This window comes from Helicobacter sp. 'house sparrow 1' (genome assembly GCF_900199585.1).
Lineage (GTDB): Bacteria > Campylobacterota > Campylobacteria > Campylobacterales > Helicobacteraceae > Helicobacter_H.
Window position 1 is genome coordinate 1 of sequence record NZ_FZQY01000008.1, and the last position, 21831, is coordinate 21831.

Sequence of the window (21831 nt, forward strand, 5' to 3'; positions counted from 1 at the left end):
ACCAATACTATTACTTTAACTACATTAAAGATGGCAGGATCAGTCTTTGCAACCCAAAAAGGAAACAATATAATAAAAATTGGCAATGATTCAAGCAGTATGCCAAGCAATATGACAGGTGATATTACCGCAGAGGATGAAGGCTCTAAAAATACTCTAGAAACTTATCTCACACAAATTAGAGGAAATATTACTGCAACAAATAATGGAACTAATGATCTCAAACTTTATGGTGGAGGGGTAAATGGTATCATTCTTGCGCAAAATAGTGGTACTAACACTATTGTCCTAGGCAATGAAACAAAACAAACAACAATTACAGGCAGTATCCAATCTCAAGAGAGTGGAACTAATACCATCACTCTTAAAAATGCAACAATTTCTCAAGGCATTATTGCAAATACACAAGGAAAAAATACTATTACCATTACAAGCACAGAAGAATCTAATTCCTCTAGTGATATTGTCGCAAATGCAGATGGAACTAATGATATTACATTCCAAAATGCTCATCTTACAGGCACTATACTTGCAAATAAAGGTGGAGGCAACACCATTGCAGATAATATGGATTTTTCAAAGCTTATTGGATCTGTGATTGCAGATTCTGGAATCAATAGACTCACTATTTCAAATATGGAAGTTACAGATACACTTTTTGCACAAAACTCTGGGCAAAATGAAGTTAAAGCACTAACCACATTATTTAAAAATACAAATATCAAAGCACATACAAGTGGAACCAACACAATTAATATTACAGGTGGAAAACTAGAAAGTACATTTATTGAAGCTCAAGATGAAAATTCTAGCAACACCATCACGCTAAATAATTCCTCTTCCCACATTAATATAGGCATATCAAATCCTGATACGCCAACCAACCCTGATGATACCTCTAGCATTCCTAATCAAACTGCAATTCTTGCCAATGGGAGTGAAAGCACCAGAAATACCATTATAGATAATGCAAATGGGGATAATGTTATTAATGGCGGTATTCACGCACTAAAAAGCGGTATCAATGAGATTACTCTTAAAAAAATAATGATGATGGGAAATATTGTTGCCAAGGAATATGGAAACAACATTATTAATTTTGGAGAAAATGCCACAAGCAAATTGACAGGAAATATAATCGCAGACAATGCAACAAATACACTCACACTTAAGCAATTAGATTTTAACGGCTCTGCTCAAGCTTTAAGCGATAATTCACTCAATACCATCACATTAAGTTCTGGAAGTTTTAAGGGGTATTTGGTAGCAATCTCAACAAATGAAGATTCTAAAAATGATATTACTATAAATAATGCTACCATCCACCTTATAGGCACACAAGTTAAAGATAAAAATGGTGCAAACATTGGAACAGGAAATGATGCAATTTATACAGAGGGTGAAAAGGCTAAAAATGATATCAAAGACAACACTTCCAACACTTGGACAATTGATGGAAATATTACAGCTTTTAATGGTGGAAAAAATATTTATGATTTTAAAAATCAGGTAAATATGACAGGCTCTCTTTCTGCCTCACTCATTAATGCAAAAAATGAAATCATCATTGAAAATAACTCTTTTATACAAAAAGGCTACATCAAAGCACAGGGTGATGAAGTTTTTAACACCATAACTGCAAACTCAGCTTCAAAAATAGATTCAATGTATCTTGAAGCAATATCACAAACCAAAGAAGCTATAAATACACTAAAAATGCAAAATACCTCAACAATGAATCTTGTCTCAAATCCTGATACAGGCAATGCGATTTTGGCCCAAAATCTTCTTGCAAGCAATCATATTTCTGGAGAAAGCACATCAAAACATACTATTACGGGAAATATTCTTGCAGATATTGGAACCAATACAATTACCTTAAAGCTCTTGGATATCACTGGGGATTTACTTACAACCAAGGAAGGGAAAAATCTTATTTCTATCACTTCTAGCGGAGATACAGTATCTAATGTGGTAGGAGATATCAAGGCTTATACTGGCACCAATACCCTAAATTTTGGACAAACAAAGCTAACATCTGCCACAGTGATTGCAGATGGAAAGGGCACATATAATAAAATTGTTTTTGATAAAACCTCAAGCTTTAGCATTACCAATCAAGATTCTACCTATGCACTTTATGCAAATGAAGAAGGTGCAAGAAATCTTATCACACAAGCTGAAGAAAATGGCAATCTCTCTGGCACAACTACAGGAAATATTTCTGGAAATGTGATTGCACGCAAAAATGGCTTAAATACAATCTCAAAAATTGAAAGCCTAAAAATTGAACAAGGCTTTGTGGAATCAAGTAATAAAAATTCCAAAAATGAAATTGTGTTAAAAAGGCTAACTCTTGATCTTATTAAATCAAATGCTGATAATGCAATTCTTGCAAATGGAAGTGGAGCAACAAACCTTTTAAAAGGGGAGGACTTATATACCAATCAAGATGTTAGCAAGATAGAAGGTAATATCCGAGCAAATAATGGTGGCATCAATGATATTGCACTTTATGCACTTAATATGAATGGGAATGTCATTGCACAAAAATCAGGAGTTAATCTCATTGTTTTAGGAGAAGAAGGAGTAAAAACACAATCTTCAATTATAGGTAGTATTTTTGCAAATGAAGTAGCTTCAAAAAACACAATGACTCTTCATAGTAATACTTTAGTTACATTAGACAAAAGCACTCAAGGGGATAATGCGATTTTAGCTAGTGGTGAAAATGCAGAGAATTCTATTGTAGGAACAACTCAAGAAGATTCTATAATCAAATCTAATATTTCTGCACTAGATGGAGGAAAGAATACTTTAGAACTTGAGAATATGAGTATAAAAGGTAGTATTTTTGCAAGCAATGCAGGAAAAAACAATTTTGTATTTAAAAATTCCAAAGAACTTATTTTTGACACGGTGCAAGCAAGCGGAATTAGTGCCCTAAATACATTAGTATCTAATGCTGTTGGCACACTAAGTGGAATATTAGTAGCTAATAATAGCGGAGAAAATGACTTTAGAATTACACTAAAAAGTCCAGATACAAGTCCTACTTTAAATATCATTACCGAAGAATTCAGTAAAAACACTGTAATTTTACAAGGCACTACTACTGCAAAAAGTCAAATCCTTTATAATGGGGGCAATACAGTAGCAATCTTTTCAGGAAGTTCAAGTGTAACCAATCAAGCACAAACTGATATTAAAGATGAGGATTATAAAAATGGTATCAAACTGACACTTGATTCCAACAGGGCTAATAGTATTTTAAAGGATTTTAGAAATATACAAGGTTTGCAAAATAATCTGACTTCTATTGAGATGCTAGATCCCAATACAATTTCTATTTCAGGTGTTTATATTGGCAGAATTGATTTTTTAGCTCCTCAAACAGCAACAAGGTCTAACGATTCTATCCAGATTCAAATAAAAGAAAATTCTGCTCTAATCTCTAGGATTAATATAAAAAGTGAAAATACAGATGCTAGAAAAACCAATATTTCCTTAGATCAGGGCGGAAAATGGATTGCAACTCCAAATAATATCTCAAAAATTGCAATCAATCAGCTCTCAGCAAAGGCTTCAAAGATTAATATTAATGAAAGCTCCCTAAGCACTCTAGCTCAAAACAACACTATTGTTGATATTGCAACCGGTGGTTATGCTTCAAAATATTCTATTACTAAAGATGTTTTTACTGATTTGATGATCAATAATGCATCAAATCTTAATAATACAATTTTTAGAATCTATTCTGATCCTATCAATCAACAAAGTGATAAAATCACAATTATAAATGCTGAGGAACAAACAAATAGCGCAATTTTACAAGTTTATTACACAAACTATAGCTTACAAAATTCTTCAAAATACAACAAACAAGTTTTAGTAGCCACAGTAGATACAAATGCTAAAGAAAAATTTTCTTTTGATATCTCAAAACCAACAACTGTAGAACAAGGATATACACTCGTTACTACAGAGTTTGAAAAAAAGACAGAAAAGAAAAATTCAACAAGCAATAATGAGGTGGATAATTATTATATAAAGTCTTACAACAAAAGTCTCACATCTGAAGCAAAAAATAATTCATATAGCATCTTGGGAGTAAATTATCTTGTATTTTTGGCTAATACCAACAACATTAATAAAAGACTAGGTGAAAAAAGAGATGAGGATTATAGCGATAGTTTTTGGTTTAGAAGCTATGGGGGACAGATCACTCAAAATCTTGGCTCAAAAGTTGTAAATAATTATGTAAGCATACAGGGTGGTTATGATTATGGTTTTGGCAATGAAGTTAGTATGCATTTCATAGGTGGGGCATTAGGCTATGGTTATAACTTTCTAAACTCCAATCTCTGGAAAATGCAATCTCAAATCTTAAGCGGTGCTCTTTATTACTCTTATATTAGAAATTCTGGAATCTACACAGATACTATTTTTAAATACGATGCCATCTCTACAAAACCACAAGCACAAGATCTTTATAATAATATCAACAATAGTGCTTTCTCACTTACACAAGAATTAGGGTATCGTCTCTACTTTGGTCAAAAGAAAAATATGTTTATGGAATTTCAAACAGAAGCCATTGTGGGGTATTTGCTTGGTTTTAAAGCTTTGCAATCTCTCAATAATGAAACATTAAGTTCTAGTGTAAATGATTTCCTTGCTTTTAGAGGTAGAGTTGGTAGTGCTTTTGCTTATCGACTAAAAACTGCAGGAACTCAAACTGATTTTAGAATAGGAATCTCTTATATTGGTGACTACAATACTGCAAAATTTGAATTAGATTCCAATGGAACAAAAGATAGCCTAACAATGGGTTATAACCAAATGATAAGCGCATCTTTAGGAATTAATTCTTATATTACAAAGAAAATGAGGATTTATATGGAAGGGGAGATGGCTTTTATGGGCAAAAGCATCAATCAAAACTATTCAGCAAATTTTGGAATAAGGTATAGTTTTGGCACCACAAAAAAAGAAGATATTGATTCTGATTTAAAACAAGAAGAAGTAAATGATTTTTACAAACTCAATATTGAGGCATCAAAAATTAAATGCAACGGATGTAATCCAGAAAGCGGATTTTATATCCAGTTAGTGGAGTTACCAAAAGCCAATACAAGCTTAAATGAATATCTCAATAAATTTCAGTATAGAATCTATACGCAAGAGAATAAAGCTACCTACTATGTTGGACCTTATGAAAACTTAGAAGAAGCAAAAAAACAACAAGATTTTATAAATAAAATTAAACAAAGTCTAACAAAAAATCCAAATGCCATCACAGAGATTTATAAAATTAATAATAAAAGCAAGAACTAAAAAAGCAAAATAGCATTTTGATGCTTATTTGCTGGTTTGGATTGTATAATAACGCAAAAAAATGCAAATAAGGATTGTGCTTTGGATTCTAAATACACTACAGATATTTTATTAGACTCTCTTCCATTTATCAAACAATTTAGACATAAAACCATAGTAATTAAGTATGGAGGATCAGTCCAAATTAATCCAGAACTAAAAGAGAATTTTGCAAAAGATATTTCATTGTTGCATCTTTTAGGTATAAGAATTATCATCGTACATGGGGGTGGCAAGGACATTAATATTATGCTTGATAAGCTTCAAATACAAAGTGAGTTTATTAATGGCATTAGATACACGACTAAAGAAGCAATGCCTATTGTAGAGATGGTTTTAAGTGGAAATATCAACAAAGAACTTAGCAACTTCTTAAACCAGCATGGTACCAAGGCTATAGGAATTAGTGGTAAAGATGGAAAAACTTTTAAGGCTATAAGTCAAAATAATAGTTTTACAGGAGAAATTACAGAAGTAAATACAGATTTATTAAAATTACTCCTAGATGGGGAGTTTATTCCTGTAGTAGCACCTATTGCTTATGGAGATGATAATCCACTAGGATATAACATCAATGCAGATTATGTTGCTTGTGAAATTGCAAAAGCAATGAATGCATTAAAAATTATCTTCCTTACAGATACACAGGGTGTTTTAGATGATAAAAAAGAATTAATACCCTCAATCAACAAAGAGGACTTTATACAACTAAAACAAAAAAACATTATTACAGGTGGAATGATTCCTAAGATTCAATCTTGTTTGGAGTGTGTATCTAGTGGAGTAGAAAAAGCTCATATCATCGATGGCAGAATCAAACACTCCATACTCTTAGAGCTTTTTACAAGCGGTGGTATTGGCACAGAAATTTATTAACTTCCTCTTTTTTTTAGCAAATCTGCTATTAGAAAGGCAAGCTCTATAGATTGCATCGCATTTAATCTTGGATCACATTGTGTATTATAGTTGTAAGCAAGGTTAGATTCTGTAATCTCTTGAGAACCTCCTATGCACTCTGTTACATTTGCTCCAGTCATTTCAAGATGCACTCCACCTGCATAACTCCCAAAAGATTCATGTATCTCAAAAAAACACCTTACCTCTTTTAATATACTCTGGAAATCTCTAGTCTTATAACCATTGCAAGTTTTAATTGTATTGCCATGCATAGGATCACAGATCCATAGAATCTTTCTATCCTCTTGCAATACTTCTTGAAGTATTTTAGGAAACTTTTTTTCTATCAAATCCGATCCCATTCTTACAATCAAACTTAATCTCCCTGACTCATTTTTTGGGTTTAAAACATCACAGATTCTTAAAATCTCTTGCGCTGTAATATTAGGGCCAATTTTCACACCAATAGGATTTTTTATACCCCTTAAAAACTCTATATGAGCCCCATTAATATCCCTTGTTCTTTCTCCAACCCACAGCATATGGGCAGAACAATCATAAAACTCTCCACTAAAACTATCCCTTCTTACCAACTGCTCCTCATAATTTAATAATAGTGCTTCATGGCTTGTATAAAAATCTACTTTTTTTAGAGTAGGGGAGTTTTGAGAATTAATTCCACAAGCCTCCATAAATCCAAGTGCTTGAGTAATTCTATCTGCCAACTTTTCATACCGCTTTCCAAAATCATTACTTTTTACAAAATCTAAATTCCACTGATGCACCTCTTTTAAATCTGCAAATCCACCCTGTGCAAAAGCCCTTAAAAGATTTAGTGTAGAAGCACTCTGGTGATATGCTTGTAGCATTCTTTTTGGATCTGGTTTTCTTTTTACAAGGTCTAATGCTATATCATTAATAATATCACCTCTATAGCTAGGATATGTAACACCATCATAAATCTCGACTTCACTTGACCTTGGTTTGGCAAATTGTCCTGCTAATCTTCCAACTTTTATAATAGGACAGCTTCCTGCAAAAGTTAAAATTACACTCATTTGAATGATAACTTTAAAGAGATCTCTAATATTAATAGCACTAAATTGTGAAAAAGATTCTGCACAATCCCCACCCTGAAGCAAAAAAGCTCGTCCTTGACTTGCTAAAGATAAAAAATCTTTTAACTTCCTTGCTTCACCAGCAAACACAAGGGGAGGGAAACTGCCTAATTGTCTCTCTACAAAAGCCAACTCATCTTGATCTTCATAAACAGGATGTTGGGTTATAGGAAATTTTCTCCAAGTTTTACTATTCCACTCTTGCACTCAAACCCCTTAACCATAGAAAATTTTTCTAATTTTTTAAAATAAAATAAAAAAACCCTTTTTTATTTTATTTTAACATAAATGCTATAATTACCCATAATTTACTAGTATGAGGAAGAATATGGAATTTAGTGATGCGCTTTTGCAAAAACTTGAAAAATTAGCAATGTTAGAAGTAGGACAAAATGAACGAGAAGTAGTAAAAAAACAACTTGGTGATATTCTTGAATTTGTAGAAAAAATTAAAAATGTAGATACACAAGGGATTGAGATAAAAAATGATCAACATACCCCCCTTAGAGACGATATACCACACCAGGCAGATATTGCTTCTAATGTGTTAGAACACTCTCCTCAATCAATGCAAGGATTTTTTGTAGTTCCAAAAATTATTGAATAAGTCTCTCAAACTCTTCACTACTGCTTCTTGGCAGACATTGGAGAGTTAAAACATCATCAAAATCTTTATTTACATATTTTTCTATGGCATAGCGACCAATCATTGCTGCATTATCTGAACAAAACTCAAGGGGTGCTAATAAAAGCTTTTTATGATATTTCTTACAAAGTTTTTGCATCCTTTCTCTTAAAGTAACATTTGCACTGGCTCCACCCACAATTGCAAAATAATCAGGAGTTGTAAATCTTTTAAAATAACGCTCAGTTTGTTGCAAGATATGATTACAAGCTGTATTTTGGAAGCTTTTGGCAATCTTTGCTTTTTCTCCTCCTTGCTCTATTACCAAACGCACTGCGTTTTTTAATCCTGAAAAACTAAATGCTATACCTTTGTGATTTCTAAGAGGAACTGGGAAACTATAAAGATCATTGCCATCATATTTTTGTGCCAATTCCTGTATTATAGGTCCTCCAGGATATGTTAATCCTAGCATTTTTGCCACTTTATCAAAACTTTCTCCAAAACTATCATCTAGAGTATTTGCAATGACCCTCATAGATGTTTTACTGCACACCTCAATAATTTGTGTATGTCCTCCAGAGACTAGCAATACCCCCATAGGAAATAAACTTTCTTTTTGATTGATAAATAAGGAATAAATATGTCCTTTGAGATGATTGATACCGATAAGAGGTATTTGAAGCTCAAGACTTAAGACCTTAGCCATCATCAATCCCTCAATTAATGTTACGCTTAAACCAGGTTGTGTAGTAATTGCAATAGCCTTGAGATTCTTAAAATCAACAGCACTTTTTGCCATATAAAGAAGCTTTGGTAAGTCGTTTGCATGCATTCTTGAAGCAATTTCTGGCACTACACCACCATAGTTGCTATGTTCTCTCTCTTGAGAGATTTTTTTATGCCATATTAGCCTTGCATCCTCAATTTGAGTGATGGCAATTGAGCTATCATCACAACTACTTTCAATACTTAAAATCATCTTATAAACCCCTGGCTAATTTTGTTAAAATTATACAAAAAAAGATATAAGAGAGGTAATAATGAAGCGTTTAAAGGCCGAGTGGGAGAAACAAGAAGCTATCCTAATGGCATTCCCTCATCAAAATACAGATTGGAAACCTTATATCAATGAAGCTAGAGAAAATTTCTTAAACATTATAAAGGTAATTTTGCAAGAACAAAAAGTAATTCTTTGCCTAGATCCAAGCGATCAAGAAGGAAAAGATTTTATTAACACGCATCTAAAACACCCAAATCTTATTCTTACACAATGCCTCTTAAACGATACTTGGGCTAGGGATTTTGGCCCTATTAGTATTGAAGAAGACAAGCAGATTAAACTTCTTGATTTTGGTTTTAATGGCTGGGGATTGAAGTTTGCAAGCAATTATGATAATCAAATCTCTAATCATCTTTTAAAACAAAAAATTATTCCTAATCTCTCAACTAAAGATTTAATTTTAGAGGGAGGTAGTATTGACACAGATGGCAAAGGAACTCTGCTTACCAATACTCAGTGCCTACTTGAAAAAAATCGCAACCCTGCTTTAACAAAAGCAGAGATAGAAAAAAAAATAAAAGAATATCTTGGGATTGATAAGATTTTATGGCTCAATCATGGTTTCTTAGAAGGTGATGACACAGACAGTCACATTGACACTTTGGCAAGATTCTTAAATCCTGATACAATTGCTTATATCCAATGCAATGATAAAAAAGATATCCATTATGAAGCATTACAAAAAATGCAAGAAGAACTTAGAAATTTAAGAAATAAAGATAATAAGGCTTATAAATTAGTCCCACTACCGCTTCCTTGTATTCATCATCTTGATGAAAGATTACCCGCAAGCTATGCAAATTTTTTAATTATTAATAACAATAAATTATTGCTTCCTATTTATGGTGACAAAGATCTTGATACAATGGCAATCCAAGCCCTAAGTGATTATTATGAGGTAATTCCTATAGAATGCTCCACTTTAATCAAACAACACGGAAGTCTTCATTGTGTAACAATGCAAATCTATGAGTTATTATAAAATTTTTATCACAGGAAAAGTGCAGGGTGTGGGATTTAGGCCCTGTGTTTATAATATTGCAAAAAAACTCCACCTATGTGGATATATCAGAAACCTTGGAAGTAAAGTAGAAATTTTATTAGACAGGGAGCCTCAAAGCTTCTTAGACTTTTTAAAACAAAATCTACCAAAACAAGCTGTCATTACAAATATACAAATAAAAACGGATCATTCCAAAACAACTTACAAGGACTTTTTTATCTTAGAATCTAAAATATCGCATAACACCATTGATGGTATTATCCCACAGGACCTTAAAATATGCGATGAGTGTTTAAAAGACATAAAAGAACATCAAAGATTTAAACATTATGCTTTTACTACCTGTGTCAATTGTGGTCCAAGATATAGTATTATTGAAAAACTTCCTTATGATAGAAAAAACACGAGTATGAAAAATTTTAAGCTCTGTAAGGCTTGTGATAAAGACTATAATAATCCCTTAAATCGTAGATTTCACGCTCAACCCCTATCTTGTAATGATTGTAAGATTCCACTTAATTTTTCTTATAAATCTAAAATTTTTTATCATAAAGATGCAATCCATCAATGTGCTCTAGCAATCAAACAAGGAGCTATTGTTGCAATCAAGGGTATTGGAGGCTTTGCTCTAGCGTGTAGCAGTAATCACTTAGATACGATTCAAAAAATCCGTAATTTTAAAAATAGACCCTTTAAACCTTTTGCCATTATGGCTAAAGATATTTCAATGGCAAAAAAATATGCTTGTATTTCAAAAGAAGAACAAAAAATCTTAAGGAGTAAAGAAGCCCCTATAGTTTTACTAAGGAAAAAAAAGCCATTACAAGAAATCGCCCCTCATTTAAAAAATATCGGGATAGTTCTACCTTATAGTGCTTTACATCATCTTTTATTTGATTATTTGGATTTTCCAATTATCTTTACAAGTGCCAACCAAAGTGGAGAGCCTATTATTGCAGACAAAACCGTATTGGAAAACACTCTAGGAAATCTTTGTGATGGGATATTAGATTATGAAAGAGAAATCCTCAATCCCATCGACGATTCTGTGGTTCAGATAATCAACTCTAAAATGCAAATCATAAGATTTGCTAGAGGATATGCGCCCTTAAGCATCAAAGTTCCACAATTAAAAACTACAAAAAATAAAGTAATGGCAGGAATGGGAGCAGAACAAAAAATCACTCTAGCTTTTAGAAAGAATAAAAATATTGTTCTCTCTCCTTATATTGGCGATCTAAACAATCTTGCAACATTAAAATATTATGAAAAGATTTATCATCTCTTTAGCCACCTCTACAGCCTACCTGAAACAATAATCAGCGACAAACATAGAGGTTATCACTCTTATGATATAAGTGCTAATAAAAGTAGTAAAAGCTCTATATTATGGGAAACTAAACAGCATCATTATGCACATTTTTGTGCTATTTTTCTTGATGCAATGTTGCAAGATTCTTCCTTAAAGCCTACAGAAAATCTACTTGGAATCATATGGGATGGAACAGGAGCTGGTGAAGATGGAAATGTATGGGGTGGTGAGTTTTTTATTGGAAATCTTAAGAAAGTTAAAAGAGTAGGGCATTTTGAAGCTATAGAAATTTTTGGAACTGAAAATAGCATCAAAGAAAATTATAAAACCGCATATTGTTTTGCAAAACAATTATTAGATTTACAAACTTTTGAAAAAGTCAAAAAATACTACCATTGCAAATATCCTCATATATTCCCCTTATTTGAAGCTATGGTACAAAAAAAACTTCACTCTTTTTACTGCACTTCTGTAGGAAGAATCTTTGATGCTGTTGCATCACTTTGTGGTATATGTGATGTCAATACATATGATGCACAAGCACCTATAATGCTTGAGGCCCTTTATCAAGAAGATAAAGATTATGGGACCTATCCTTTTTTGATCCATCAAAACAAAATAATTGAGATTGGAGAATTATTTGGGGCAATTATAGAGGATGTTTTTAGGGGTGAAAATCAAAAAATTATTGCAACAAAATTTATCAATACATTAGCCCAAATTGCTCTAGATTTTACACTCAAACACCCCAAAACCAAGAAAGTTCTTTTCTCCGGTGGTGTTTTTATGAACAAAGCACTATGTGAGCGAATCTATCAAACTTTTTCAAAACATCCTGATATAAAGATTTATTTTCATCAATTTTTACCTAGTAATGATTCTAATATTGCCTTGGGTCAAGTCATTTAATCTTGATATTTTTAAACATCAAAAGTTTAATCCAAAGTCTTTGCCAAAAACTTACTTTTTTATTGGAGTGTTGTAACAACAAGGGCAAAATATCATTTCTCTTAAACATAATTGCGCAATTTATGGGCGAAAAACTTCCTCCATCATTTGGGTTTGCTCCATATCTTATTAATAGTTTTGCCATTTCAAGATATCCCTTGAAACACACTCCAGCCAAAGGAGTTTGATTGCGATTATTTTTTTGATCCACCTTTGCACCTCTTTGCAGTAATAATTCTGCTGTTTCAAGGCTATTATGATAACTTGCCAACATTAAGAGGCTATCCCCTTTATGATTAGAAAGATTAACATTAAGTCCTGCATCTAACATCACTTGTAAAGACTGCATATCATTATTTCTTGCAAAATCAAATGCTTGAGCACAAAATTCTTCTAATTTTCTTTCCTCTTCTAAACTTAACTCCACCAACATACTCCTTTTTCAAAACATTTATTTTTTAAAAATTTTAGTAAAATGTTATCAAGCTTAATTCTAAATCAATGCCATTGTATAACAAGGAAACTAATGATAATCAATAAAAGAATTGTAATTCTATTTAGTGGTAATGGAAGCAATCTAGAAAATATCATAAAACAATTACATCAAAAAATATTCAATCTAAATAACAAGCAAATTAAAGTTGAGGTGAGTGCTTGTATTTGTAACAAACCACAAGCTTTTGGGATTAAAAGAGCAGAAAAGTTAGGCATTAAGTGCTTTGTAATACCCCATAAAGACTTCAAAAATTCTAAGGATTTTGAAATTGCATTAGAAGAAAAAATTCTGCCTCTTGAAGCTGATTTAATTGTTTTAGCAGGCTTTATGAGAATCTTGGGGAAAGATTTTGTCAATAAGTTTAAAATTATTAATATACACCCCTCTCTTTTACCAAACTTCAAGGGAGCCAATGCAATGAAAGAAAGCTTTGATTCTAATCACACCAAAGTAGGAGTGAGTGTTCATTGGGTAAATGAAGAATTAGATAGTGGAGAAATTATTCTACAAAAAGAATTTCACAGAACTTTTAAAGAGGATTTTGAAGAGTTTTGCCAAAAGATTCACTTGCTTGAATATGAGGCTTATCCCGAAGCAATTCTGAGTATTTTAGGGTAGGTTATAATGGAAGAGGCAATGTTTTGCAACTTTATGTCCTTTGGGGTATTTTCCATATTCATTGTAATTGCTCCTTTTTTTAGTAAAGTTACACGTCTTCCAATCGTAGTAGTTGAAATGATTTTAGGTGCCCTAGGTATTCATTTTGGCATCTTGCATTCATCAGAAGTAATTAGCATATTTGCAAAAATTAGTTTTTTATTTTTGATGTTTTTATGTGGTATGGAAGTAGATTTAAGAGGTTTTAAAAAACTGGGTAAAAACTTTTTAAAGCAAGCAAGCTTATATTTTCTTGTTCTTTATACAGGGGCAATCTCCATTGTTTTAATCTTTAATCTATCAAAGATCTTTATTGCTGCATTTCCTGTAATGAGTTTAGGGATGATTATGGCACTTATTAGAGATTATGGCAAAGATGAACCTTGGCTGAATCTAGCACTAAAAATGGGGGTAATTGGGGAGCTTTTGAGCATTGGTGCTTTAGTATTTATAAATGGTATTTATTCCTATGGTTTTACTTTTGATCTTTATAAAACTCTATTTGTATTGATTTTGTTTGTCTTAATTATTAGTGGAATTTTCATACTAATTAAAATCTTATTTTGGTGGTTTCCTCATATTAAAAACTTTATTATGCCCTATGATGACACTCAAAACCAAGATGTGCGGTTTTGTATGCTATTATTTTTTGGTCTAATTGTTGTTGCAATGTCTTTAGAACTAGAGAGTGTATTGGGCGCATTCTTGGCAGGTATGATTATTGCAACTTTTTTTCCCTACAAACACGAGCTTGTTCAAAAATTAAATGACATAGGGTTTGGTTTTTTTGTTCCCCTATTTTTTATTAATGTTGGCACAACATTACAAATCAATACGATTGTTGAAAATCCAAAACTCCTTTATTATGGAGGAATAATTGCTCTAAGTATGATTTCTTTAAGATTTTTAGCAGCAAATATTGCTTTTAGAAAATATTTCAATAACACCAAAAATCTAGTTCTTTATGCCTTTAGTGATTCTATGCCACTAACTTTCTTAGTTGCAACTGCTACGCTGGGATTGGAGCTTGGAGCCATACAAAAAGACACTTATTATGCCTTTTTACTAGCAGCAATTTTTGAAGGAGTATTTTTTGTCATCGCAATTAAGCTAATCTATAACTTTTGGAAAATAAAAACTTAGTATAATTTAAAAAAATTATTAAAACATCAGAGGTAAAGAATGGAAAATTTTAAGCAGTTTGTTCAAAATCATCAAAGTAATGCAAGAAAGATTCTAGGGTTTGGTATTGCAAGGATAGATTTAGGAAGGAATCAAAAGGTATTGTGCGCAACCTATCCTGTATTAAATTGGGATGAAAACTTTGGTAGCTATGCTGTATTTGATACCTGTAAGCAATATGCAAAAAATATCCAAAAGCATGAAAATGAGGAAGTATATTTAATCACTGAGGATTTTATCAATAATGCATTAGAATTATTTTCACCTTTTTTAGCAGAAGCAAATACAAATACCCAAAGTCATAAAAATATACAAGTTTTATTGCAATTAAAAAAGATATTGCAAAAACCAATCCAACATAATACTAGCTATCATTTAGTGTTCTTATACAATGACCTTGAATGCAAGAGTGTTGAAACTGCATACATGAAGCTCTTAGCACTCTCTTTAGGAAAGGCAAAACTAAGAAGTTTGAATCTTAATGGTATTTTTGGCTTACTTAGCAATGTCGCTTGGAGTGGAAATAAACCATATGAGTTGGACTATTTAAGAGAAAATGAAATTGAACTCAAGCTCAAGGGAGAATACCCACATATTGATTTTGTAGATAAGTTTCCACGCTATTTAATGCAAGTAATCCCACAGTATGACAATATAAGGCTACTTGATACTGCAAAAACAAGATTTGGAGCCTATCTTGGGAAGGGTGGTTATACACAAATGCCTGGCGCAAGTTACATTAATTTTAATGCTGGAGTAGAAGGTGCCTGTATGAATGAAGGCAGAATCTCTTCTTCAGTGGTTGTAGGTGAGGGTAGTGATGTTGGTGGAGGTGCAAGCATCTTAGGCGTTTTAAGTGGTGGAAATACAGATCCTATAAGCATTGGTAAAAATTGCTTATTAGGGGTTAATAGCTCAACAGGTATTAGTCTAGGGGATGGCTGTATTGTAGATGGAGGTATTGCTGTTTTATCTGGAACTGTTTTTGAGATTTCTCCAGAAGAAGCAAAGAAACTTCAAGAAATCAATCCTGATTTTAAAATAAATGAAGATAATTTATATAAAGGAAGGGAACTTTCTAAGGTAAATGGTGTGCATTTTAGGCAAAATAGTAAAAATGGGAAGATGATTGCTTTTAGAAGTAATCGTGAAATTGCATTAAACAAAGACTTACACTAAGATAATATTTTGGTATGTTTTTTGCTCTATATCAAAGTGAAAAATAAGTAAATCAAGGGAGTATCAAATGGCGGGAATCTGTAAAATTTTATTAGTTGGTCTGTTTTTGACCTTTCTATCTGCTGCAGAAGATCAAAACCTTAGTGTTCAAGATACTCCAAAAGCTCCTACAATTGCACCAAATCCCTCTCCAGATGAGAGAAAAATAAATGACAAAGGAGATTCTCTAGCTTCTCCTAAAACCTCTAAAGATTTTTTGTATTTTGGTATGGATGCTGCAAAAAAAGGTAATTATGCAGCTGCTTTTGATTTCTTTACAAAGTCTTGTGATAGCGGAAACCCTGCAGGATGTTTTGCTGTTGGAACAATGTATATGAATGGTGTTGGTATTCAGACAGATTTACAAAAGGCAGAGAGATACTATCAAATGGGTTGTAGTGGGGGAGATGCAACTGCGTGCTCCAATCTTGCTATGATTTATGACTACAAAGAACAAGCAACTCTCAATGATAAAGAAAAAGCACTTCAGCTCTATATGACGGGTTGTCAAGGTGGTGATGTTTTAGCTTGTAATAATTTAGCTTATATGTATGCTAATGGTGATGGTGTTCAAAAAGATTATTTCAAAGCGATGCAATATTATAAATATGCCTGTGAAGCCGGTAGTGATTTGGGTTGCTATAATCTTGGGCTTTTGACCAACACAAATAATATTTATGGATACAATCGTGCAAATCTTACTTTAGTAGATATGAATTATCTTGCCTGCAATGCTGGAGATATAGGGGGTTGTGCAAATCTTGGTTGGATCTATGCAAATGGACTAAGTGGTGCTCCTGTGAGCTATTATTATGCTGCAAGGTATTTTGAAAAGGCCTGTAATGGTGGAAATGTTAGCAGTTGTAACAATCTTGGGGTTTTATACCAAAAAGGTTTAGGGGTTACACAAGATACCCAAAGAGCTTTAGATTTATTTGCTTATACCTGCAATCTTGGCAATCAAAGAGGCTGTGATAACTACAGAATTTTTAAACAGCAGTTATTAAGCAATAAAAAACAAAATACAGGTCCTTTCTTTTTCCCAAATGATCCAAAACTAGGAAAAAATCCTATACTAGGCAAAGACCCCAAACCAAGAAAATAAAGCAACTCAAGATAAATAAGATAGGAGAGAGAGGGGGGGGGGGTTAAAAATACCTTTAGATAGGGTTTATTATAACATTATCTAGGGGTCTAGTATTTTTTATGTGAATATTAGGGTACAAGAATCTCTAAATAAATTCCAGAAGTTCTCTTAATCATTTTTAAATTTCATATGGGAAAGAAAGCCTTAATCTATTAAATCATAACTTACAAAAGCAAAAAGGAATAAAGCCCATGATTAAAACTACAACTCCCTGTTAATCCTAAAAGTAAAAAATGATACTTTCATTGAAGAAGAAAAATAAAGATTCTAAAAAACAAGATTCTATTTCTTGTGCTCTTTTAAACTATCCTAGCTGTTATTTAAATTCTTTTATGTATTTTTATCTAGCTTATATTTTGCAACACCAACCTTTTTATTATTCTTTTAAGGGAGCAAAAATATATAAGCTCAAATTTTGTCTCAAACCACCCTTATATTTTTTAGTCTTAGATTCCTATAAATCCTAATCTCTTTTGGTTTCGTCTTTTTTCTTTTTTATTTTTGATAAAATAGCGCATCGATTATACCAACAAGAAGGAAAAGTAATGAAAGTTTTGCTTTTAGAAGATGTTAAAGGACTTGGTAAAAAAGGTGAAATTTGTGAAGTAAAAGATGGCTATGGACAAAACTTTCTTATTGCCAAAAATAAAGCAAAGCATGCAACAAATGAAGTCATCAATAAATATAAAGCAGAAATGAGAAAAAAAGAAGAGCAACTGGCCTTAGAAATTGCAGAGAAAAAACAATTTATACAAACACTTAGCAATATCACATTACAAATTTATAAAAAATCTGGTGCTAATGATGCCTTATTTGGAGCTATTACAAAAGAAGATATTGTAGAACAACTCCAAGCTATGCATAATTTGGAGCTGGATAAGAAATTTATTGAAATTAAACAGCCTATTAAAACACTAGGAAAGCACGAAGTAGAAATAAAGTTGGGTCATCAGATATCTGGCAAACTTACAATACAAGTAAATGCACAATAAGATTAGGGATGAATAATGTTTGAAGCAACAACGATACTAGGTTATAAAGGCGAATATCAAGGAAAAAAATATGCAGTTATTGGCGGAGATGGTCAGGTTACTTTTGGAAATTGTGTATTGAAAAATAATGCCACAAAGATTAGAAAACTATATAATGACCAAATTTTAAGTGGTTTTGCTGGAAGCACTGCGGATGCTTTTAGTCTCTTTGATATGTTTGAAAGAATCTTAGAAAATAAAAAAGGGGATTTATTACGAGGGGTTTTAGATTTTAGCAAAGAGTGGAGAAAAGATAAATATCTAAGAAAACTCGAAGCAATGATGATTGTTTTAAACAAAGAACATATTTTTATTCTTAGTGGAACTGGAGATGTTGTAGAACCTGAGGATGGAAAAATTGCTGCAATTGGAAGCGGTGGAAATTTTGCTTTAAGCTCTGCACGAGCTCTTGATAGATTTGCCAATATTCCTCCAACAACCCTTGTAAAAGAATCTTTGCAAATTGCTGGAGAAATCTGTATCTATACCAACACAAATATCAAAATTTTGGAGTTAGAATGAAAAGTAAGAATATGACACCTCGAGAAATTGTAAATTACCTAGATGAATATATTATTGGTCAAAAAGATGCAAAAAGGGCTATTGCTATTGCATTAAGAAATCGCTATAGAAGACTACAACTTAGTGAAAAATTACAAGAAGAGGTTACGCCTAAAAATATTTTGATGATAGGCTCTACTGGGGTTGGAAAAACAGAAATTGCTAGAAGAATGGCAAAAATAATGCATCTACCTTTTATTAAAGTTGAGGCGAGTAAATATACTGAGGTGGGGTTTGTAGGTAGAGATGTAGAATCTATGATCAGGGATTTAGTTTTAGCTAGCATCCATTTAGTAGAAAGCGAATATAAAGCTCAATCTCAAGAAGCAATTCAAAATTACATTATCGATAAAATTGCAAAAATCGTTTTACCTCCACTACCAAACTCTGTGAGTCAAGAAAAAAAAGAAGAATACAATCAAAGCCTCAACAAAATTAAAGAAAAAATCAAAAATGGCACAATGGATGATACAAAGATTGAAATTAATATTCAGAAAAAAATTTTTGATGGCGATCAAAACATGCCTCTAGATATCATCAAAGTGCAAGAAAGCATCATCAAAGTCTTAAGCAAAGAGCAAGAGAGTATAAAAAAAGAGATGAGTATCAAAGATGCAAAAGTAGCACTTCAACAGGAAGCATCGGATGCTATTTTAGATTTTGAAAGCATAAAGACTGAAGCATTAAATCGTGCAGAAAAAAGTGGGGTAATCTTTATAGATGAAATTGATAAGGTTGCTGTAGGTAGCAAAGATGGCTCTAGACAAGATCCTAGCAAAGAGGGAGTCCAAAGAGATCTATTACCAATTGTAGAGGGTAGTGTAGTAAATACAAAATATGGCCCAATAAAAACAGACCATATCCTCTTTATTGCTGCGGGTGCTTTTCACCTTAGTAAGCCTAGCGATCTTATACCAGAGTTGCAAGGTAGATTCCCCATTCGTGTTGAACTCAATAGTCTCAATGAACAAACAATGTATGAGATACTAACACAGACAAAAAACTCTATTATTACACAATATAAAGCACTATTGGAGACTGAAAAAGTAAATTTAATTTTTGAAGATGAGGCTTTAAGAGAGCTTGCTAAGCTTTCTTTTTATGCAAATGAAAAGGCTGAAGACATAGGAGCAAGAAGATTACACACAGTAATTGAAAAAGTATTAGAAGATATTAGCTTTGATGCAGACTTGTATCAAAATCAAGATTTTAGAATTACCCAAAAACTTGTCCAAGAAAAACTTGGAAATCTTGTACAAAATACTGATCTTGCAAGGTATATTCTCTAATGAAACAAACTCGCTGTGGTTTTGTCGCAGTAATTGGAAGACCCAATGCTGGAAAAAGCACTTTCTTAAACAAAATTGTAGGACAAGATCTAGCACTTGTATCTCACAAGGCAAATGCTACGAGAAAAAAGATGAATTTCATCATCCCCTATGAGAATCAATCAGAAATTAGTCAAATTATTTTTGTTGATACTCCCGGTCTTCATCATCAAGAAAAACTTTTAAATCAATTTATGCTAAAAGAAGCTCTAAAGGCCCATCAAGACAGTGATTTGGTTCTTTTTATAGCAAGTGTAAAAGATGATATAAAAGTTTATGAGGATTTCTTAGAACTAAACCAATCTAAGCCACATATAGTTCTATTAAATAAAATTGATTTGGTTCCCCAAGAAAGGCTATTATCAACTTTAAAACTCTATCAAGAATATCAAGATTCTTTTCTTGCTATTATTCCTTTTAGTGTTAAAAAAGACAATGACTACACACCTCTTCTTAAAATTATTCATCAAAATTTACCCCTAGCTCCTTTCTTGTATGATATGGAAGATCTAACAGATAGCAACCTAAGATATATCTTTAAAGAATTTATTAGAGAAAGCATTTTTAATAATCTAAGTGATGAAATACCCTATGAAAGTGAAGTGCAGATAGAAAAGGTTTTTGAAAAAAAAGATTTTATAAAAATTTTTGCTAAAATTTTTGTAGAAAAAGAAAGCCAAAAATCAATGGTCATTGGCAAGAACGCAACCACTCTTAAAAGAATTGGCAAGATGGCTAGAATAAAAATTGAAGGCCTGACCCAAAAAAAAGTTTATTTACAGCTAAATGTTTTTGTTCAAAAGGCATGGAGCAAAGAAAAAGACAAACTCAAAAAGTTTGGTTATGATATTGATTTAGAATAAGGAAACTAGGATGCTAAAGAAAACTTTATTGAGTTTTTTACTGATGAGTGTTTTTTATGGACAGCAAAATGAAGTGGGAAAAATTATACAAGAATATCGCCTCAATGGAATCAACTCTGTTCAAAAAACCCTAGAGGGATTTTTATCTCAAAGAAAATATTGGTTAGATATGCTTCAAAATCAAGATACTGATTTTGGTTATTATGAGGATATAAATTTTTTATTTATATCAGATAAAGCAAGCTTAAAATTGTGGCTCTACAAGGTAGATGATGGTAGATTGACTCAACTAGGTCAAGTAGATAGCATTGTAGGCATTGGAGATGGAGCAAAAAAAATAGAAGGGGATAAAATTACCCCAATTGGTGTCTATAGTTTTGTTGATAAATTTCAAAAACTAGATCAATACTATGGGCCAATGGCATTTGCTACAAACTATCCTAATATCTATGATAGGCGCTTAAAAAGAACAGGATCTGGAATTTGGATTCACGGAAAACCTCTTAATGGTGATCGAAAAGAAAAAAATACAAGAGGTTGTATTGCTATAGAAAACAATTTCATCACAGAATTTGATAAACTCATTGACTTTAAAAAAACTATTTTGATTTCCTATGAAACAAGTCTTCCAAAAGTAAGTAAAGAGGAATTAGCAAGTATTCTGGCTATGCTTTATCAGTGGAAAAATGCTTGGATGGAAAATGATATCAAAAAATATCTTAACTTCTACTCACAAGATTTTAAGCGTGCAGATGGTATGTCTTTCAAAAGATTTAGTGATTATAAAACTCGCGTATTTCAAAAAAAAGAGCAAAAGAATATAGATTTTACAAAGATAAATATTTCACCCTATCCAAATGTTGAAAATAAAAATCTTTTTAGAGTTTCTTATATGCAAAAATATACTGCTTATAAAAACAAGGTAGTTACTTATGATTCTTATGATGCCAAGGAGCTTTATATTGAGGTAAAACAGGATAAACCTCTTATTCTAATAGAAAAATAA

General features: G+C 32.2%; 17 protein-coding genes. 14 read left to right on the forward strand and 3 right to left on the reverse strand.

All coding sequences use genetic code 11. The features are described from left to right. Together C6H31_RS04270 and argB are read left to right on the forward strand one after the other, a co-directional pair. The coding region (locus C6H31_RS04270; protein WP_158654710.1) for a hypothetical protein at window positions 1–5337 on the forward strand (5337 nt) is incomplete at its 5' end. 81 nt (window positions 5338–5418) lie between these two features. Beyond that, window positions 5419–6252: an acetylglutamate kinase gene (argB, locus tag C6H31_RS04275; protein WP_104697585.1), complete on the forward strand. Its 834-nt coding sequence runs from the start codon at window positions 5419–5421 to the stop codon at window positions 6250–6252. On the opposite strand, the gene C6H31_RS04280 is transcribed toward argB, so the two are convergent. After that, the gene (locus tag C6H31_RS04280; protein ID WP_104697586.1) at window positions 6249–7598 is read right to left on the reverse strand and encodes a class II 3-deoxy-7-phosphoheptulonate synthase; all 1350 of its coding nucleotides are present in this window, start codon (window positions 7596–7598) and stop codon (window positions 6249–6251) included. The two genes, argB and C6H31_RS04280, sit on opposite strands and share 4 nt — an antisense overlap. 121 nt (window positions 7599–7719) lie before the next feature. Here C6H31_RS04280 and gatC point away from each other — a divergent pair, with 121 nt between their 5' ends. Beyond that, window positions 7720–7998 carry an Asp-tRNA(Asn)/Glu-tRNA(Gln) amidotransferase subunit GatC gene (gene gatC / locus C6H31_RS04285; RefSeq protein WP_158654711.1) on the forward strand — a complete coding sequence of 93 codons (279 nt, stop codon included), beginning with the start codon at window positions 7720–7722 and terminating at the stop codon, window positions 7996–7998. On the opposite strand, the gene tsaD is transcribed toward gatC, so the two are convergent. Continuing rightward, window positions 7988–8998, reverse strand: coding sequence for a tRNA (adenosine(37)-N6)-threonylcarbamoyltransferase complex transferase subunit TsaD (tsaD, locus tag C6H31_RS04290; protein ID WP_104697588.1), 1011 nt, complete (start codon window positions 8996–8998; stop codon window positions 7988–7990). The genes gatC and tsaD overlap by 11 nt on opposite strands. A 61-nt stretch (window positions 8999–9059) precedes the next feature. Here tsaD and C6H31_RS04295 point away from each other — a divergent pair, with 61 nt between their 5' ends. Both C6H31_RS04295 and hypF read left to right on the forward strand, forming a co-directional pair. Beyond that, the gene (locus tag C6H31_RS04295) at window positions 9060–10061 is read left to right on the forward strand and encodes an agmatine deiminase family protein (RefSeq protein ID WP_104697589.1); all 1002 of its coding nucleotides are present in this window, start codon (window positions 9060–9062) and stop codon (window positions 10059–10061) included. Then, window positions 10048–12303: a carbamoyltransferase HypF gene (hypF, locus tag C6H31_RS04300; protein ID WP_104697590.1), complete on the forward strand. Its 2256-nt coding sequence runs from the start codon at window positions 10048–10050 to the stop codon at window positions 12301–12303. Before C6H31_RS04295 ends, hypF begins: the two co-directional genes overlap by 14 nt. On the opposite strand, the gene C6H31_RS04305 is transcribed toward hypF, so the two are convergent. After that, window positions 12296–12772 (reverse strand): ankyrin repeat domain-containing protein, encoded by a 477-nt coding sequence (locus C6H31_RS04305; protein ID WP_158654712.1) that lies wholly within the window; start codon window positions 12770–12772, stop codon window positions 12296–12298. The two genes, hypF and C6H31_RS04305, sit on opposite strands and share 8 nt — an antisense overlap. Window positions 12773–12868: 96 nt before the next feature. Here C6H31_RS04305 and purN point away from each other — a divergent pair, with 96 nt between their 5' ends. The 9 genes from purN to C6H31_RS04355 all read left to right on the forward strand — a co-directional run bounded on the left by purN (window position 12869) and on the right by C6H31_RS04355 (window position 21831). Then, window positions 12869–13456, forward strand: coding sequence for a phosphoribosylglycinamide formyltransferase (gene purN / locus C6H31_RS04310; protein ID WP_104697592.1), 588 nt, complete (start codon window positions 12869–12871; stop codon window positions 13454–13456). 18 nt (window positions 13457–13474) lie between these two features. Next, window positions 13475–14638: a cation:proton antiporter gene (locus C6H31_RS04315; RefSeq protein ID WP_104697786.1), complete on the forward strand. Its 1164-nt coding sequence runs from the start codon at window positions 13475–13477 to the stop codon at window positions 14636–14638. Window positions 14639–14677: 39 nt separating this feature from the next. Next, window positions 14678–15856 (forward strand): tetrahydrodipicolinate N-succinyltransferase N-terminal domain-containing protein, encoded by a 1179-nt coding sequence (locus C6H31_RS04320; protein ID WP_104697593.1) that lies wholly within the window; start codon window positions 14678–14680, stop codon window positions 15854–15856. Between the two features lie 67 nt (window positions 15857–15923). After that, the gene (locus C6H31_RS04325) at window positions 15924–17000 is read left to right on the forward strand and encodes a tetratricopeptide repeat protein (protein ID WP_104697594.1); all 1077 of its coding nucleotides are present in this window, start codon (window positions 15924–15926) and stop codon (window positions 16998–17000) included. A gap of 587 nt (window positions 17001–17587) precedes the next feature. Beyond that, entirely contained in the window at window positions 17588–18034 is a 447-nt protein-coding gene (rplI, locus tag C6H31_RS04335) for a 50S ribosomal protein L9 (protein WP_104697596.1), read from the forward strand. 15 nt (window positions 18035–18049) lie between these two features. Beyond that, window positions 18050–18595, forward strand: coding sequence for an ATP-dependent protease subunit HslV (gene hslV, locus C6H31_RS04340; protein ID WP_104697597.1), 546 nt, complete (start codon window positions 18050–18052; stop codon window positions 18593–18595). Continuing rightward, window positions 18592–19923: an HslU--HslV peptidase ATPase subunit gene (hslU, locus tag C6H31_RS04345; protein ID WP_104697598.1), complete on the forward strand. Its 1332-nt coding sequence runs from the start codon at window positions 18592–18594 to the stop codon at window positions 19921–19923. The genes hslV and hslU overlap by 4 nt, the downstream gene beginning before the upstream one ends. Beyond that, a complete protein-coding gene (gene era, locus C6H31_RS04350; RefSeq protein WP_104697599.1) occupies window positions 19923–20825 on the forward strand; it encodes a GTPase Era in 903 nt (300 codons plus the stop codon). The genes hslU and era overlap by 1 nt, the downstream gene beginning before the upstream one ends. 10 nt (window positions 20826–20835) lie before the next feature. Next, window positions 20836–21831, forward strand: a complete 996-nt coding sequence (locus C6H31_RS04355; protein WP_104697600.1) for a L,D-transpeptidase family protein — start codon at window positions 20836–20838, stop codon at window positions 21829–21831.